The organism is Klebsiella sp. Ech2A (assembly GCF_030078455.1).
Classification (GTDB): Bacteria; Pseudomonadota; Gammaproteobacteria; order Enterobacterales; family Enterobacteriaceae; genus Klebsiella; species Klebsiella terrigena.
This window is the reverse complement of sequence record NZ_JAQGFU010000022.1, coordinates 1-16,359: the sequence shown is the minus strand read 5'-3', so window position 1 is coordinate 16,359 and position 16,359 is coordinate 1. Positions and strand designations below refer to the sequence as shown.

Sequence of the window (16,359 nt, the reverse complement as noted above, 5' to 3'; positions counted from 1 at the left end):
TTAACGATAGTGATGTTTGTTCAGACCAAACTTTTTCATCCGCAAATAGAGTTTTTTGCGCGGGATCTGCAGATATTCGGAGACATCGTTAATGCGGCCCTGGTGGATATTCAGGGCCTCGACAATAATCTGCCGCTCGTAATCTTCGACCCGCTGGTCGAGCTGAACAGGCTCAGCGGCGTGCAGCACGGGGTTCGGGATATCGGCCAGCGGCATCACCCCGACGGCAAACAGCTTGGCGGCATTGGCCAGCTCGCGAACGTTATTCGGCCAGGGGCGCGCGATCAGTTTTTTAACCAGCGCCGGCGGAAGCTCGGGTACAGGGTTATTCAGGCGCAAACAGGCCTGTTGCAGGTAGTGCAGGAACAGCGGCTCGATATCGTCAAGCCGCTGTGAAAGCGGCGGGCAATGCTGCTGGGTCATGGCAAAGCAGTAGTATAAATCGGGGATAATGCGGTTATTGCCGGCCATGGCGATCGGCGGCTGTAGCCCGATGCCGATCAGGCGAAATGGCAGCACATCTTGCCCCTGCAGATGCGCCAGCATATTCTGCTGAGCCTGGGTCAGGAACTCGATATTGCGCAGAACCAGCGTCCCGCCCTGCGCCTGAGCTATCCATTCATTGAGCGGCGCATCCTGATCTTCGAGGATGTCGCCGAAGATAATCGGCTGCGCATGGCGTGAGCTGAGACGATGCATGTAGCACGCCGCCAGCGTACGCCCGGTGCCCCGCTCGCCATGCAAATAGACCGCGATATCGGTTTCTGCCAGCTGCCGCAGCCTGTGCCGCACCTGCATGACCCATTCGCTACGGCCGATCAGGTTGTCCTCCAGCTGCTCTTTTTGCCACTGTCGCCGCACGACCTGCGCCTGGCGCTGGGCCAGCGCTTTATCGACCAGGCCTAACAGCTGCTCCGGGTTAACCGGTTTTTGCAAAAAATCCCATGCCCCTTTTTTGACGGCGTCGACGGCCATCGGGACGTCGCCGTGGCCGGTAATCAGCATCACCGGCAGATGAGGGTCATGTTTCAGCAGGATCTTCAGCAAATCGATGCCGGAACAATGCGGCATACAGACATCGCTCAGCACGATACCCGCCCACTCCTCGCTCACCAGATCCTGCGCCATCAGCGGATCGCGACAGGCATACACCCGGTGTCCGGCCTCCGTCAGCAGCTGAGCGTAGGCATCCAGCACGTCGCTGTCGTCGTCAATCAGCAGAATATTATGTTGATGAGTGAGCATGGTTGACATCCGTTGGTAAGAATTGCAAAACAACGCAGGCATGCTGGCTCAGCGTCGACGCCAGCCGTAAATGCCCGCCCATCTGCCGCATCAAGGATTCGCTGATCGACAGACCGATCCCCAGCCCCAGCTGCTTGCTGGTGACAAAGGGTTTCAGCAGCGAGTCGGCCAGCTCCAGCGGCCAGCCGCAGCCGTTATCCGCGATCGTGACCGTCCAGCCTTCCGCTGACGCTTCCCATGCCACCCTAATGTCGGGTGCGCCCTGCGCCGCATCCAGCGCGTTGGTCAGCAGGTTGACCAGCACCTGCAGGATCCGCACCTCGTCTCCCAGCACCTGCGCGGCGCCTGGCGGCAGATGCAGCGCGCCGTGCAGCGGCTTATGCCGCAGGGATAGCAACTCCCAGGCGGCGGTAAAAGCATGGCGCAGATCGACGGGGCTGGCCGGCGCATCGACCTCCGGTCGGCGGGTAAACTGCCGCAGATTGCGGATAATGGCGTCAATGCGGCCAATCAGCCCCTCGGCTTTGCTCAGCGTCTGACCGGCGCTCTCCGCCTGCCCGTTTCTGATGGCGCTGCGCGCGCTGTAGAGATACATCGACAGCGCGTTGAGCGGCTGGTTTATCTCGTGCGCCAGGGTGGTCATGGTCTGGCCAACCACCGCCAGCTTGGCGGTCTGTACCAGTTCATCCTGGGTGGTGCGCAGATGCGTTTCCACTCGTTTTCGCTCGGTAATTTCCCGCTCCAGCAGCAGACGCTGCTGATTTAACTGGCCGAGAGTATGGCGCAGGAGTTTACCAATCCGTCCCAGCTCATCCTCGCCGTAAACCGGAATATCGGCGTTAACGTCCCCTAACCCGATGCGGACCACCGTCTGGTTAAGCTGGTTAAAGCGTTTCACCAGCCGCGAGCGGATAAAATAGTGGTTGAGCAGGTAGGCGAGGATCAGCGCCAGCAGCGTGGCGACAAGAATCAGGCTCCCGCTGAACCACATGGTATGCTCCAGGCGCTGATTGAAGGCGCGCATTTTGCCGTGGCTGTCGCTGAGCTGGGACTCCAGCTGGGCGCGAAAGCGGGCCAGCGTCGTTTCTTTGTCCTGCGTCACCTGCGACAGCACGCGCTGTGCGCGAATATATTCGCGGATCGCCGCCGGCATTTTATTTTCGGCAATACCGATATCGAGGAGTTCATCAATCGTCTGGCGCAGGGTTATCGTACTGGGATAGCCTTCCAGTAGCCGCATGTTATCGTCGGCGGTTTTTTTCAGATAGGACAGATAGCGAATATGCCCTTCTATATTGCCGCTGCCCTCCGTGCTGGACTGCACCTCGGTGAGCCGGTCGCGCAGGTCGCTGATAATCTGATTTTCAATACGCGCCAGGGTATAGACCTGCTGCTGCTCCCCCTGCACCGCCCGCAGGTTGGCCTGCAGCCGGAGGATGGCGCTCCCCGGTTTTGCCTCCAGCTGATCGAGCAGCGCGCCCTGCTGCCAGCTGAAATCCTGCACCAGAGAGTTCATCTCGGCGGTAAAATCCTCATGCAGCCAGTTAATCCGCGCGGTGGTTTCGTTGACCTTCTCGCGGGCGATAAACATGCTGTACAGCGAACGGTCAAGCCTGGTGAGGAGCTGGCGGCTGTCCCTCAGCGTCAGTTCGATCTGCCGGCGCTCCGGCGCGTCGAGACGCTGGCTGAGCGCGGCAATTTGGTCGAGGTGCTGCAGGATCTGGTTGCGCAGCTGCAGCCGCGAGGTGGTATTGGCCGCCAGCAGAAATTCGTTAAGCCGATCGACGACGGTGTTCAGGTTGTTTTCAATCAGAAATGAGGTTTGGATCCGCGGGAAATAGTCATTCAGGGCATAGCGGATTTGCGAACTTTGCTCGTGCCAGGAGTACAGGCTAACGCCGCTAACGATTAGCGTCAGCAGCGCCCCGGCGAGGAAGGCGCCGCGCAGGCTGGCGCTGATGGTCAGGCTTTTAATAAAATCGGGGAGCCTCATTTCAGATTCTCCAGCTGCTCAATGGCCTGCCGCTGCTGCTCCTGAAAAAAAAGCTGCCACTCCATCATCAGCTGCTCGGCCTGATCTTTATTATCCAGCTGCTCGAGGTAGCGCCGATCGCTACTTTGCCCGGCGCTTACCGGTATGGCGGTCAGCAGGGCGCGGATCTCCGGCAGCGGTCGCTTAAGCCGGGCTTCGGCGTTATGCAGCGCGCGCCAGGCATCTTTCAGCTGGGACAAGCGGAAGCTGATGGCGGTGTCGAACAGCGTTTGCACCAGGCTCTGGCGCTGGAGGATCAGCTGATAATTGAGGGAGGGCTCGCTCAGTAGCTGATGCTGCTGCCGCGCACGCGCGCCGTTGCCGGGGGCCGGGATAATAGAATATTTCCCGGTATTGGTATCCGACAGCGCCTGCTGCCCCTCCGGGCTCAGCAGAAACTGAATAAAGCGCCGGGCCTCCGCCGGGTATGGGTTATGGCGGATCAGCGCCACATAGGTTGGCGAGGCGGCCGAGTGGGGAAAGTAGCGAAACGTCAGGTTCGGGTCGTCAAGCAGCAGGTTAGCGTAGTTATCAATGACCGGACCGACCGAGCCCAAACCGCTTTTAATTTTATCCGCCACGCCAAAGCTGCGGCTGGAAATGGTTATCAGGTTCCCTGCCACGCTCAGTATGGTTTCCCATCCCCGCTGCCACCCCTCCTGCTGCAAAAGCGACTCCACCATCAGATGGTTGGTATCGGAACGGGAAGGGCTGCTCATCAACAGGGTTCCCTGATAGCGCGCCTGCATTAGATCCTCCCAGCTGGCGGGCAGCGGCAGATGGCGTTCGCTGAGGTTGCGCTGGTTAATTAACAGCCCAAAGCCGGAGATGGCCACCGCGACGGCGGTGCTGCGGATTGATTCCGGTACCAGCTGCTGGGACTGCGCCGGCGCATCCGGGTAGGCCGCCAGACGCTGATGTTCCTGCAGATGCTGCAGCAGCATCGGCGAAGAGGTTAGCACCAGATCGATATTCTCCCCTCCGGCGCTATCCAGCAGCTGTTCCAGGGAGGCGCTGGTACGGTTAAGGGTGCGAATAATCACCGACTGCGGCTGGGTTTGCCAGCGGCTGATGATATAGGCGGTGGCGTCGGGCGAAAACGTTGTGGCAATCACCAGCTCACTCTTTTTGGCCTGTGCGGGAAATACCGTCAGCAGGCTGAGAAATAAACCAACGACAACCATACCTCGCTGCTGTTTATTTGACCGGTTACCCATATTGCGTCCTTTTGGCTGCCATCGTTTTGTGATCATTTTCATAAAACGGGGAAAATAATAAATAAAACCGCGCGCCGGTTTGTGACAAAAAAGTTCATTTATAGATAACACTGCGATTAATCGCGGAGAAAAGCAATATTCTGTTTAATCTCCGAAAAGAGACGCTAGCCTACCACCCTCATTAAAATCATACTGTTAAGATGATCAAACTAACGAGCGCCCGGCTATTTCCCGTCAGGATATGGCGGAGCGTCAAGCCCACAACAATTATCCCTGAATGATAAGGCGAAGGCAAAAATACATTTTGAGTCAAAAACCGCCAGCCTGTTTTTGTATTTGAGTCAAATCTGACTCAAATAAGTCGGATTGTTTTGTTTATCTATTTTCACCACAATCCATTTCGCATACCACACCACCCATTTTGATCGTCATGATTCATTACCGATAACCTAATATAGGTACTTAAACATGTTTTCATTATTAAAACAAAAGGTCGCCGCGGCGCCGGTTCCTGCGCAACAAATAAGGCCCATTTACCAACGCTATCGTATCCAGGCATTACTCAGCGTGTTTCTTGGCTACCTCGCCTACTACATTGTGCGCAACAACTTCACGCTGTCGACGCCGTACCTGAAAGAGCAGCTCGATCTCAGCGCCACCCAGATAGGGATGCTCAGCAGCTGTATGCTGATCGCCTACGGTATCAGCAAAGGCGTGATGAGCAGCCTGGCAGACAAGGCCAGCCCCAAGGTCTTTATGGCCTTTGGCCTTGTCATGTGCGCCATTGTTAACGTTGGTCTGGGTTTTAGCAGCGCGTTCTGGATTTTTGTCGTGCTGGTAGTGATCAACGGGCTGTTTCAGGGGATGGGCGTTGGGCCCTCGTTCATTACCATCGCCAACTGGTTCCCACGCCGCGAGCGCGGCCGCGTCGGTGCGTTCTGGAATATCTCGCATAACGTCGGCGGCGGAATTGTCGCCCCTATCGTCGGCACCGCCTTTGCGCTGCTCGGTTCCGAACACTGGCAAACCGCCAGCTATATCGTACCTGCGGCGGTGGCGGTACTGTTTGCGCTGGTGGTGCTGGTGCTCGGTAAAGGCTCGCCGCGCAGCGAAGGGCTGCCGGCGCTGGACGAAATGTTGCCAGAAGAGAAAGTGCTGCTGAATACCGGTAAGGTCGAAAAGGCGCCGGAAAACATGAGCGCATGGCAGATTTTTTGTACCTACGTGCTGAAGAATAAAAACGCCTGGTATGTGTCGATGGTCGACGTCTTTGTCTATATGGTGCGCTTCGGCATGATCAGCTGGCTGCCCATCTACCTGCTGTCGGTGAAACACTTCACCAAACAGGAGATGAGCGTCGCATTTCTGTTTTTCGAATGGGCGGCGATTCCGTCCACCCTGCTCGCCGGCTGGCTGTCTGATAAGGTATTTAAGGGTCGCCGGATGCCGCTGGCGATGATTTGCATGGCGCTTATCTTCTTCTGCCTGCTGGGTTACTGGAAGAGCGACTCGCTGTTTATGGTCACGGTGTTTGCCGCCATCGTCGGCTGCCTGATTTACGTGCCGCAATTTTTGGCCTCGGTACAGACCATGGAGATCGTTCCGAGCTTCGCGGTCGGCTCCGCCGTCGGCCTGCGCGGTTTTATGAGCTATATCTTCGGCGCCTCGCTGGGCACCAGCCTGTTCGGGGTCATGGTCGACAATCTGGGCTGGCACGGCGGCTTCTATCTGCTCATGGGCGGGGTTATTTGCTGCATCCTGTTCTGCTATCTGTCGCATCGCGGCGCGCTGGAGCTGGAGCGCAAGCGTCAGCAGGCGGCCGAAGAGCAGGAACTGGCGCTGGCATAAGCATTTAAGCAAACATCCCCCGACGACGGCGATAGCGGGTCGTCGGGGGACGCGTTAGCGCATCGCGGAATTCGCGCCGTGCAGCCTGATAAACCGCGCTCGCCACGGTTTCAACAGGCCAATAGCCAGCGCGGCGGTCACAAAATCAAGCGCGATCGCACAGCTGAAGACCACGTGCCAGCCGTGAGTATGCTGGTACAGCAGCGCCGCCAGCGGGCCGCCGAATATCGATCCAATCCCCTGCGAGATATACAGCCAGCCATAGTTTGCGGCCGCATATTCGCTGCCGAAGGTGTCGGTCAGCGTCGAGGGGAAAAGTGAGAAAATTTCCCCCCAGCCGAAGAACACCACCCCGGAGAGCAGTACAAACAGCAGCGGATCGTCGCGGCACGCCAGCCATAGCATCATCGCCACGCCTTCCAGCGCGAAGGCGATGAACATCGTCTGCTCCCGACCATAGCGATCGGAGATAAAACCGAACAGCGGCCGCGTCAGGCCGTTGGTGAAACGATCGATAGTCAGGGCCAGCGGTAACGCCGCCATCCCGAACACCACCGCTTTGCTGATGCCGAAATCTTCGGCAAAGACCGCCATCTGCGAGGTGACCATCAGCCCGGAGGTGGACATCATTGCCATCATCGCGAACATCAGCCAGAACAGCGGCTGGCGCAGCATTTCGCGGGAGGTGAACTGTCGGGTGCTCTGCGCCACGCGCTGGCTAACCGGCAGCGCTCCCCGATCGGGGGGAAGCCTCAGCCCCTGGCTGGCCAGCAGGCCAACGGCGGCAAAAATAATGCCGAAGATGGTCATGGTCTGTTCGAGCCCGTTGCTGACCAGCGAGAGGGAAATGGGAAAGGTGGTCATAATCGCTCCCATACCATACCCCGCGGCGACGGCGCCGGCGGCAAAGCCTCGGTGCTGCGGAAACCACTTCACCATCAACCCGACCACGCCGATGTAGACGATCCCGGTGCCCAGGCCTCCCAGACAGCCGTAGACCAGATACAGCGCTGCCAGGCCATTGACCTGCGCAGACAGCACCCAGCTGAGCCCCGCCATCACCGTGCCGAGGGAGATCAGCAGCCGCGGGCCGAATTTCTCAACCAGCCGTCCCTGGAACGGGGAAAAGAACGTCTGCAGGATAATTAACAGCGAGAAAGTTACCTGTAATTCCGCTAATCCCACCCCCAGCTTCTCGGTCAACGGTCTGGTCAACAGCGTCCAGACATATTGCGGGCTGGAAATCGAGGCCATGCAGATCAGGCCGAGCGTAAGCTGGGTCCATTTACCCCATTTTGCAACAACTAAAGGTTCTCTGAGAACGGTCATCGGCAGCTCCTGTGTTCCATTAATTGCACCTTGCGAAAAGTCTCCGCGCCCACGGCGCTCCCCGGTCTGCCCTCTGTTGGTACGATCTGCGCCACTGCATTTCTCCTCTCTGCTCCAATACTTACACTGCTAAGCATTAAGCATGCCAGGATTTATAGTTGTTATTTATCAGTAGGTTAATTGATTTTCGAACGAGAGGATAACGGGGCGCGGGGCGGTGACTGCACCTCAGATGTGCGGGGCTATGTTTCAGGTATGTGCATTGAACATGACCGCTGCCTGGCGGGTCGTACTTAATGCGTATGTTTAACCATAAGATTATTAGCCCGACGGCCTACCCCATTGCAGTGCAAAATATTAATGCCATCCGCCTGCTCAAGTCATTTAATCAGCCGCTGACGGGCCAGGATGATTTTTATGCGCAATTAATCCGCCTGAAATAAAACAGCAATGTTATTTAATAATAATCTCGCCTGCAGGCTGCTTTAAAAGTATATGTGGATGCGATTTTAAAAAGGTAACTTATGAGTGATAACAGCGCAGTTCAATCCAAAATGGATGCCGCCGGCGGCCTTCCTAAAATACACCAAAAGAACAGCAAGTTAGCTGTTCTTTTTTTTGTTTCATTATTAGTTGCAGGCATAGCATTCGCAGGGGTGAATTTATTTAATGATGTCCATGATGCGGGCGCAGTATATACAAGCTATATTCCTTTCCTGCTGCTGGGCTTAGCGCTGCTGATTGCCTTAGGCTTTGAATTTGTTAATGGTTTTCACGACACCGCTAACGCAGTGGCGACCGTCATTTATACCCACTCGCTGTCGCCCATGGTGGCGGTGGTCTGGTCGGGGTTCTTTAACTTTCTCGGCGTGCTGCTCTCCAGCGGCGTGGTGGCCTTCGGCATCATCTCGCTGCTGCCGGTTGAGCTGATCCTGCAGGCCGGTACCGGCAACGGCTTCGCGATGGTCTATGCCCTGCTGTTCTCCGCCATCATCTGGAACCTCGGCACCTGGTGGCTCGGGCTACCCGCCTCCTCATCGCACACGCTGATTGGCTCGATTATTGGCGTCGGCGTGGCGAATGCGCTGATCCACGGCCGTACCGGTACCAGCGGCGTTGACTGGGCGCAGGCCATAAAGGTGGGCTACGCGCTGTTGCTATCCCCCGTCATCGGCTTTGTGTTCGCCGCCCTGCTGCTGCTGGTGCTGAAAGCGTTCGTTAAGAACCGTCAGCTGTACACCGCTCCGAAGGGGAATATGCCGCCTCCCCTGTGGATCCGCGGCCTGCTGATCCTCACCTGCACCGGCGTTTCCTTCGCTCACGGGTCCAACGACGGGCAGAAAGGCATGGGGCTCATCATGCTGATCCTGGTGGGCACCATGCCGATTGCCTATGCGCTGAACCGCGCGATGCCTCCGGAGCAAATTCCGCGGGTGGCCGCGCTGGCAGAAGTCACCAAAAACGATCTGCTGCAGCAATTTCCGGCTGTCGGCCAGATACCTCCTCGCGAGGTGCTGACCGGTTACGTACGTACCAGAGAGCTCACCCAGGACGTTGTTCCGGCGCTGGCTCAGCTGACCGGTGCGATTGGCGATCAGATTCGCCAGTACGGCTCGGTCGATAAAATCCCCGTGCAGTCGGTCTCCAACACCCGTAACGATATGTATCTGGCGTCGGAAACCATCAAACATCTTAAATCTGAAGAGCAGCTGCAGATTTCCACTAATTCGCAGCACAATCTCGACGCGCTTAAAAACGAGCTGGACAGCGCCACCCGCTTTATCCCGTTCTGGGTAAAAGTGGTGGTGGCCATTGCCCTTGGCCTCGGCACCATGGTGGGCTGGCGGCGGATCGTCGTGACCGTTGGGGAGAAGATCGGTAAATCCCACCTGACCTATGCCCAGGGCGCCAGCGCCGAGCTGGTCGCGATGACCACCATCGGCGCGGCGGACGCCTTTGGCCTGCCGGTGTCAACCACCCACGTGCTCTCCTCCGGCATCGCCGGCACCATGGCCGCCAACCGCTCCGGCCTGCAGATGTCCACGCTACGCAACCTGCTGATGGCCTGGGTGCTCACTTTACCTGTCTCAATACTGCTGTCGGCCACGCTTTACTGGGTCTTCACCCATTTCTAAAAAGACTAAGACGGGAAATGATTATGTCTATACATGAATTTGACCGCGACGAAACCTTCAACCAGCGCCTGCTGCAGGAGTTCTACGACAGCTATGATGAAGAGCTGGAGATGGAGCTGGACGATTTGCGTTTTAACGACGCCGAAGTGGACAGCGATCGGAAAAAGGCCTGGCGCAAGCAATACTTCCGCGAATTGCTGCGTCTGCAGGGCGAGCTGGTAAAACTGCAGGACTGGGTCATCCGCACCGGCCACCGGCTGGTGATTGTCTTCGAAGGGCGCGACGCCGCCGGCAAAGGCGGGGTGATCAAGCGGATAGCTCAGCGCCTCAACCCGCGCACCTGCCGGGTGGCGGCGTTGCCGGCACCGAACGATCGCGAGCGCACGCAGTGGTATTTCCAGCGCTATATCGCCCATCTACCGGCGGCCGGCGAGATGGTGCTGTTCGACCGCAGCTGGTACAACCGCGCCGGAGTGGAGCGGGTGATGGGCTTTTGCAACGATGAAGAGTACGAAGAGTTCTTCCGCAGCGTGCCGGAGTTCGAGAAAATGCTGACCCGCAGCGGCATTCAGATCGTCAAATATTGGTTTTCAATCACCGATGACGAACAGGAGCTGCGTTTCCTCAGCCGCATTCACGATCCGCTCAAGCAGTGGAAGCTTAGCCCGATGGATTTGGAGAGCCGCAGCCGCTGGGAGGACTACACCGAGGCGAAAGAGGTGATGCTGGAGCGCACTAACATTCCAGAGGCGCCCTGGTGGGTGGTTCAGGGGGTCGACAAGAAAAAGGCGCGACTGAACTGCATCAGCCACCTTCTGCAGCAAATCCCGTATACGGAAGGCGATGGCAGCGTTATCACCCTGCCGCAGCGTAAGCGCAACCCGGAATACCACCGTAACCCGGTTCCGGATAATATGATTGTCCCGGAAATATATTAAACAAACAGGGGCTTATAAAAATAAGCCCCTGCACTTCCCGCCCTGGGTTCTCCGGCAGCCTTACCGCGCGTTCCCGGCGCGCCCTGGACGATAGCTATGGGCTCAGAGCTGGGTTTTGTCGATATACCAGATCTTTTTCGCGTACTCCTGCACCGTGCGATCGGACGAGAAATAGCCCATGCTGGTGATATTGAGCATCGCTTTTGCGGTCCACTCTTCCGGGGTTCGGTAGAGCGTATCCACCCTCTCCTGACAGTCAACGTAGCTGCGGTAATCCGCCAGAACCTGATAGTAATCGCCGAAGTTAATCAGCGAATCCAGCAGACCGCGATAGCGGCCCGGCTCCTGCGGGCTGAACGCTCCGGTCCCCATCTGGGTCAGCGCCAGGCGCAGCTCTTCATCCTGCTCGTAGTAATCGCGCGGCTGATAGCCGCTGCTGCGCAGCGCCTCGACCTCCGCCGCGGTATTACCGAAGATAAAGATGTTCTCCTCGCCCACGTGCTCCCGCATCTCAACGTTGGCGCCGTCCAGGGTGCCGATAGTCAGCGCGCCGTTGAGGGCGAATTTCATATTGCTGGTCCCGGAGGCCTCGGTTCCCGCCAGCGAAATCTGCTCAGAAAGGTCCGCCGCCGGAATGATCATCTGCGCCAGAGTGACGCTGTAGTTAGGGATGAACACCACCTTAAGCCGATCGCCAATCTGCGGATCGTTGTTGATGACTTTGGCCACGTCGTTAATCAGATGGATAATCTGTTTTGCCGTGTGGTAAGCGGACGCGGCTTTGCCGGCGAAAATCACCACCCGCGGTACCCATTCGGCCTGCGGGTCCGCCTTGATGCGGTTATAGCGGGTGATCACGTGCAGCACGTTCATCAGCTGGCGCTTGTATTCATGAATGCGCTTAATTTGCACATCAAACAGCGCTTTCGGGTTGACCACCACGCCCAGCTGGCGGGCGATGTAGTCGGCCAGCCGCTGCTTATTCGCCAGCTTGGCTTCGCTGACGGCCTGGTTAACCAGCGGATAATCCTGATACTCACCCAGTTCACTCAGCTGGCTTAAATCCGTCCGCCAGGTCTGGCCGATATGGCGGTCGAGAACCGCGGAAAGCGCCGGATTGGCGGCGGCCAGCCAGCGGCGCGGCGTGACGCCGTTGGTGACGTTGGTGAAGCGGCGCGGAAAGATTCTGGCGAAATCGGCAAACAGCGACTCCACCATCAGCCGGGAGTGCAGTTCCGACACCCCGTTAACCTTGTGGCTGACCACCACCGCCAGCCAGGCCATCCGCACGCGGCGGCCGTTGGACTCATCGATAATCGAGGTCCGGCTCAGCAGGTCAATATCATCGGGATAGTGCTCCTGCATGGTTTTCAGAAAGTAGTCATTAATCTCGAAGACGATCTGCAGATGGCGCGGCAGGATTTTCCCCAGCATATCGACCGGCCAGGTCTCCAGCGCTTCGCTCATCAGGGTGTGGTTGGTGTAGGAGAAGACCTGGCAGGTCACCTCGAAAGCGTCATCCCAGCTGAAGCCATGTTCGTCAATCAGCAGGCGCATCAGCTCCGGGATCGACAGCACCGGATGGGTGTCGTTGAGGTGGATAGCGATTTTAGCCGCCAGGTTGTCATAGGTTTGATACAGCTGGTAATGGCGGGCGAGGATGTCCTGTACCGTCGCCGAGACGAGGAAATACTCCTGCCGCAGGCGCAGCTCGCGCCCGGAATAGGTCGAGTCGTCCGGATAGAGCACGCGGGACACGTTCTCGGAGTGGTTCTTATCCTCCACGGCGGCGAAATAGTCCCCCTGGTTGAATTTACCGAGGTTGATTTCGCTGCTGGCCTGGGCGCTCCACAGCCGCAGGGTGTTGGTGGCATCGGTATCGAAGCCCGGGATAATCTGATCGTAGGCCACCGCGATGATCTCTTCGGTTTCCAGCCAGCGCGAGCTTTTGCCCTCATGCTGAATGCGTCCGCCAAAGCGGATGGTGTAGCGGGTTTTATGGCGCTCAAACTCCCACGGGTTACCGTACTCCAGCCAATAGTCCGGTGATTCCATCTGCCGGCCGTCGATGATGTTTTGCTTAAACATGCCGTAGTCATAGCGGATGCCGTAGCCGCGTCCCGGCAGCCCCAGCGTGGCGAGAGAGTCGAGAAAACAGGCCGCCAGACGACCGAGACCGCCGTTGCCCAGGCCCGGATCGTTCTCCTCGTCAATCAGCTCTTCCAGATCCAGCCCCATGCCTGCCAGCGCCGTTTTCACATCCTCATAGATACCCAGCGACAGCAAGGCGTTAGAGAGAGTACGACCGATGAGAAACTCCATCGACAGATAGTAAACCTGCCGCGCCTGCTGCGAGATCCGCGCCCGATGCGCCCGCAGCCAGCGCTCTACCAGCCGATCGCGCACGGCGAACAGCGTGGCGTTGAGCCATTCATGCTTATTGGCAAGTGAAGGGTCTTTACCAAGAATAAACATGAGCTTATAAGCGATAGCATGCTGCAGCGCTTCTTCATTCAGCCTGGGTGAATTGTAACTTATGCGTGGTTCCATTTTTCTTATCCGTAATATTTAAATAATGCGCTGATACAGCTGGTGGAAAGACTTTGCGGCACTCTGCCAGCTAAAATCCATGCTCATCGCCTGCCGCTGCACGTAGCGCCACAGCGAGGGGCGTGACCACAGGACAAAGGCCCGGCGGATGGCGCGTGATAAGGACCCGGTCTCGCTGTCGGCAAACACAAATCCGGTCGCGAGGCCATCGGCGAGATTTTCGAGAGAGCAATCGGCGACGGTATCGGCCAGCCCGCCGGTGCGGCGAACCAGCGGCAGCGTGCCGTAGCGCAGGCCATAAAGCTGGGTCAGGCCGCAGGGTTCAAAGCGGCTGGGCACCAGGATGACGTCGGCGCCGCCAATCAGCTGATGCGACAGCGCCTCGTCGTAGCCGATCCGGATGCTTACCTGTCCGGGGTACTGCGCCTCGGCGGCCAGAAAACGGGCCTGCAAATCAGGGTCCCCGGAGCCCAGCAGCGCCAGCTGCCCTCCCTGCTCAACTAATCCCGGCAGCGCGCCAAGCAGCAGATCCAGCCCCTTCTGGCTGGTCAGGCGACTCACGACGGTGAACAGCAGCGCCCGGGCGTCCGCCTTCAGCCCCAGCGTCTCCTGCAGCTGCCGCTTGTTCTTCGCCTTCTCAGCCAGCGAGGTCGAGTCGTAATGTGCCGCCAGCATGGGATCGCTGCGCGGATCCCAGATGCTTTCGTCAACGCCGTTAAGGATCCCCGACAGTCGCCCTTCACGCTGACGCTGCCGCAGCAGCTCTTCCAGGCCGAACGCATACTGCGGCTCGGTGATTTCACGGGCATAGGTCGGGCTGACGGTGGTGATATGGTCCGCGAAATAGAGGCCCGCCTTGAGGAAGGAGATCTGCCCTTTAAACTCCACTCCGTGCATCTGAAAAAGTGCCCAGGGTAAAGCGATCTCCGCCATATGCCGGGCCTGAAACAGCCCCTGATAGGCAATATTGTGCACCGTAAACACCGACCTGGCCGGGTGGCCGCGGGCGGCCAGATAGGCCGGCGTGAGGCCCGCGTGCCAGTCATGAGCGTGGACGATTTCAGGTCGCCAGAACGGGTCCAGACCGCCGGCAAGCTCGGCCCCGACCCAGCTCAGCAATGCGAAACGCAGTACGTTATCGGGATAATCCTGCATCTGCTGGTCATGATACGGATTACCCGGCCGGTCGTAGAGATGCGGGGCATCAATCAGATAGATGCCCACGCCGTTAAAACAGCCAAACAGCAGCGTCATCGGCCCGGCAAACGTCTCCCTGCTGGCCACCGCCTGCGGCTCCTGCAGCCCGCTACGGATCGCCGGAAACCCGGGCAGCAGCACGCGGGTATCCAGCCCCTCGGCAATTTGCGCCGCCGGGAGCGCGCCGGTGACGTCGGCCAGCCCGCCAGTTTTTAACAGCGGGAACATCTCTGCTCCTACATGTAAAACTTGCATGTATGCTCCTTATTGTTCATCCACAGAGACGACCCGCGTTTTTTCGCAAATGGGCTCATAGATCAAGTCTGTCCAGCATTTCTTTGGTGACCAGAACGATGCCCTCTTCCGAGCGATAAAAGCGCCGCGCATCCTCAACGGCATTTTCGCCAATCACCATTCCCTCCGGGATCACGCATCCTCGGTCAATCACGCAGCGTCGTATCCGGCAAGAGCGGCCAATCCACACGCCCGGTAATACAACCGACGAATCTATATTGCAGAACGAGTTAATCCGCACTTTGGAAAATAGAACCGACTGCACCACCACCGAACCCGAAATAATACAGCCGCCGGAGACCAGGGAATTCATGGTCATGCCGTGGCTGCCGGAACGGTCCTGAACAAATTTGGCGCTGGGCAGCGACTCGACGTAAGTCCGGATCGGCCAGTTACGGTCATAAACATCCAGCTCAGGCACCACGGAGGCTAAATCCAGGTTGGCTTTCCAGTACGCCTCGAGGGTTCCGACATCCCGCCAGTAGGGTTCGGCATTATTATCGGACTGCACGCAGGAGCGCGGGAACGGATGCGCATAGGCTTCGCCTGCCGCCGTTATTCTGGGAATAATATCTTTGCCAAAATCATGGGTGGAATGTTCATCCCGATCGTCTTCTGCCAGCAGCTGGTAGAGATATTCCGCGTCAAATATATAAATGCCCATGCTGGCAAGCGAGCGGGTTTCATCGCCAGGCATGGTGGGCGGATGAGCCGGTTTCTCAACAAATTCAATGATCCTGTCATTCTCATCAACCGCCATGACGCCAAACGCGGTCGCCTCTTCTACCGGCACCGGCAGGCAGGCGACGGTGCAGCGCGCGCCTTTTTCGACGTGATCGAGCAGCATCCGCGAGTAATCCTGCTTATAGATATGGTCGCCGGCCAGGATCACGACATATTCAGCGTCATAGCGGCGGATAATATCCAGGTTCTGCGTCACGGCATCCGCCGTACCGCGATACCAGTTCTCGCCATGCACCCGCTGCTGCGCCGGTAATAAATCCACGAACTCGTTCATTTCTTCATTAAAGAATGCCCAGCCGCGTTGAATATGCTGAACCAGGGAGTGCGACTGATATTGGGTAATGACGCCAATACGTCTTATGCCTGAGTTAATACAATTCGATAAGGCAAAATCAATAATTCTGAATTTACCGCCGAAATGCACCGCAGGCTTGGCGCGGATAGTGGTCAGGTCTTTTAAGCGAGTACCGCGTCCGCCGGCGAGGATCAGGGCCACGGATTTAAGCGGCAGCTGGCGTGACAGCATTAAGTTGTCAGTATATTCAATTTTACTCATAATTAAGTCCTGCTATTAAATAAAAGCCATCAAAGAAAATAATGAAGAAAAAGCCTTACTCTTCTGTAAATAAATTCAGAAGTGGTCTCCTCGGGTAATAACTGGATTGCGGTAAATCAGTGCTCTGTTTTATTCGCCGGCAGATTTCCGTACCAGCCAGACGGTTGCCAGCGGCGGCAGGGTAATCGACAGCGAGTGCTCGCGGCCGTGGCTGGCGATCGCCTCGCTTTCCACTACTCCGCCGTTGCCGGTATTGCTGCCGTGGTAGTGCATC

At 57.6% G+C, this 16,359-nt stretch carries 11 protein-coding genes; 3 read left to right on the top strand and 8 right to left on the bottom strand.

What is annotated here, in order from left to right:
* Genes pgtA through PFH44_RS07365 form a run of 3 tightly spaced genes read right to left on the bottom strand, consistent with a single transcriptional unit; the run spans nucleotide 1 to nucleotide 4,461 of the window.
* Nucleotides 1–1,245, bottom strand: a complete 1,245-nt coding sequence (pgtA, locus tag PFH44_RS07375; protein ID WP_283824681.1) for a two-component system response regulator PgtA — start codon at nucleotides 1,243–1,245, stop codon at nucleotides 1–3.
* Nucleotides 1,226–3,238 carry a two-component system sensor histidine kinase PgtB gene (gene pgtB, locus PFH44_RS07370; RefSeq protein ID WP_283824680.1) on the bottom strand — a complete coding sequence of 671 codons (2,013 nt, stop codon included), beginning with the start codon at nucleotides 3,236–3,238 and terminating at the stop codon, nucleotides 1,226–1,228. The genes pgtA and pgtB overlap by 20 nt, the downstream gene beginning before the upstream one ends.
* On the bottom strand, nucleotides 3,235–4,461 hold the full coding sequence (locus tag PFH44_RS07365) for an ABC transporter substrate-binding protein (RefSeq protein WP_283824679.1): 1,227 nt from the start codon (nucleotides 4,459–4,461) through the stop codon (nucleotides 3,235–3,237). Before PFH44_RS07365 ends, pgtB begins: the two co-directional genes overlap by 4 nt.
* A gap of 501 nt (nucleotides 4,462–4,962) precedes the next feature.
* On the opposite strand from PFH44_RS07365, the gene pgtP reads away from it, so the two are divergent.
* The gene (pgtP, locus tag PFH44_RS07360) at nucleotides 4,963–6,342 is read left to right on the top strand and encodes a phosphoglycerate transporter PgtP (RefSeq protein WP_283824678.1); all 1,380 of its coding nucleotides are present in this window, start codon (nucleotides 4,963–4,965) and stop codon (nucleotides 6,340–6,342) included.
* A 54-nt stretch (nucleotides 6,343–6,396) separates the two neighbouring features.
* Here pgtP and oxlT read toward each other — a convergent pair whose 3' ends face one another.
* Nucleotides 6,397–7,671, bottom strand: a complete 1,275-nt coding sequence (gene oxlT, locus PFH44_RS07355) for an oxalate/formate MFS antiporter (protein ID WP_283824677.1) — start codon at nucleotides 7,669–7,671, stop codon at nucleotides 6,397–6,399.
* A 524-nt stretch (nucleotides 7,672–8,195) separates the two neighbouring features.
* Here oxlT and PFH44_RS07350 point away from each other — a divergent pair.
* Nucleotides 8,196–9,806, top strand: a complete 1,611-nt coding sequence (locus PFH44_RS07350; RefSeq protein ID WP_045855364.1) for an inorganic phosphate transporter — start codon at nucleotides 8,196–8,198, stop codon at nucleotides 9,804–9,806.
* Nucleotides 9,807–9,829: 23 nt separating this feature from the next.
* Nucleotides 9,830–10,744, top strand: a complete 915-nt coding sequence (ppk2, locus tag PFH44_RS07345) for a polyphosphate kinase 2 (protein ID WP_045855495.1) — start codon at nucleotides 9,830–9,832, stop codon at nucleotides 10,742–10,744.
* A gap of 102 nt (nucleotides 10,745–10,846) precedes the next feature.
* Here the strand turns inward: ppk2 and glgP are convergent, their stop codons facing one another.
* The 4 genes from glgP to PFH44_RS07325 all read right to left on the bottom strand — a co-directional run.
* A complete protein-coding gene (glgP, locus tag PFH44_RS07340) occupies nucleotides 10,847–13,294 on the bottom strand; it encodes a glycogen phosphorylase (protein ID WP_283824676.1) in 2,448 nt (815 codons plus the stop codon).
* 18 nt (nucleotides 13,295–13,312) lie between these two features.
* The gene (gene glgA / locus PFH44_RS07335) at nucleotides 13,313–14,746 is read right to left on the bottom strand and encodes a glycogen synthase GlgA (RefSeq protein WP_283824675.1); all 1,434 of its coding nucleotides are present in this window, start codon (nucleotides 14,744–14,746) and stop codon (nucleotides 13,313–13,315) included.
* A gap of 55 nt (nucleotides 14,747–14,801) precedes the next feature.
* Nucleotides 14,802–16,085, bottom strand: a complete 1,284-nt coding sequence (gene glgC, locus PFH44_RS07330; protein ID WP_283824674.1) for a glucose-1-phosphate adenylyltransferase — start codon at nucleotides 16,083–16,085, stop codon at nucleotides 14,802–14,804.
* A gap of 129 nt (nucleotides 16,086–16,214) precedes the next feature.
* Nucleotides 16,215–16,359, bottom strand: a 145-nt coding sequence (locus tag PFH44_RS07325; protein WP_283824698.1) for an alpha amylase C-terminal domain-containing protein, incomplete at its 5' end; no start/stop codon positions are given.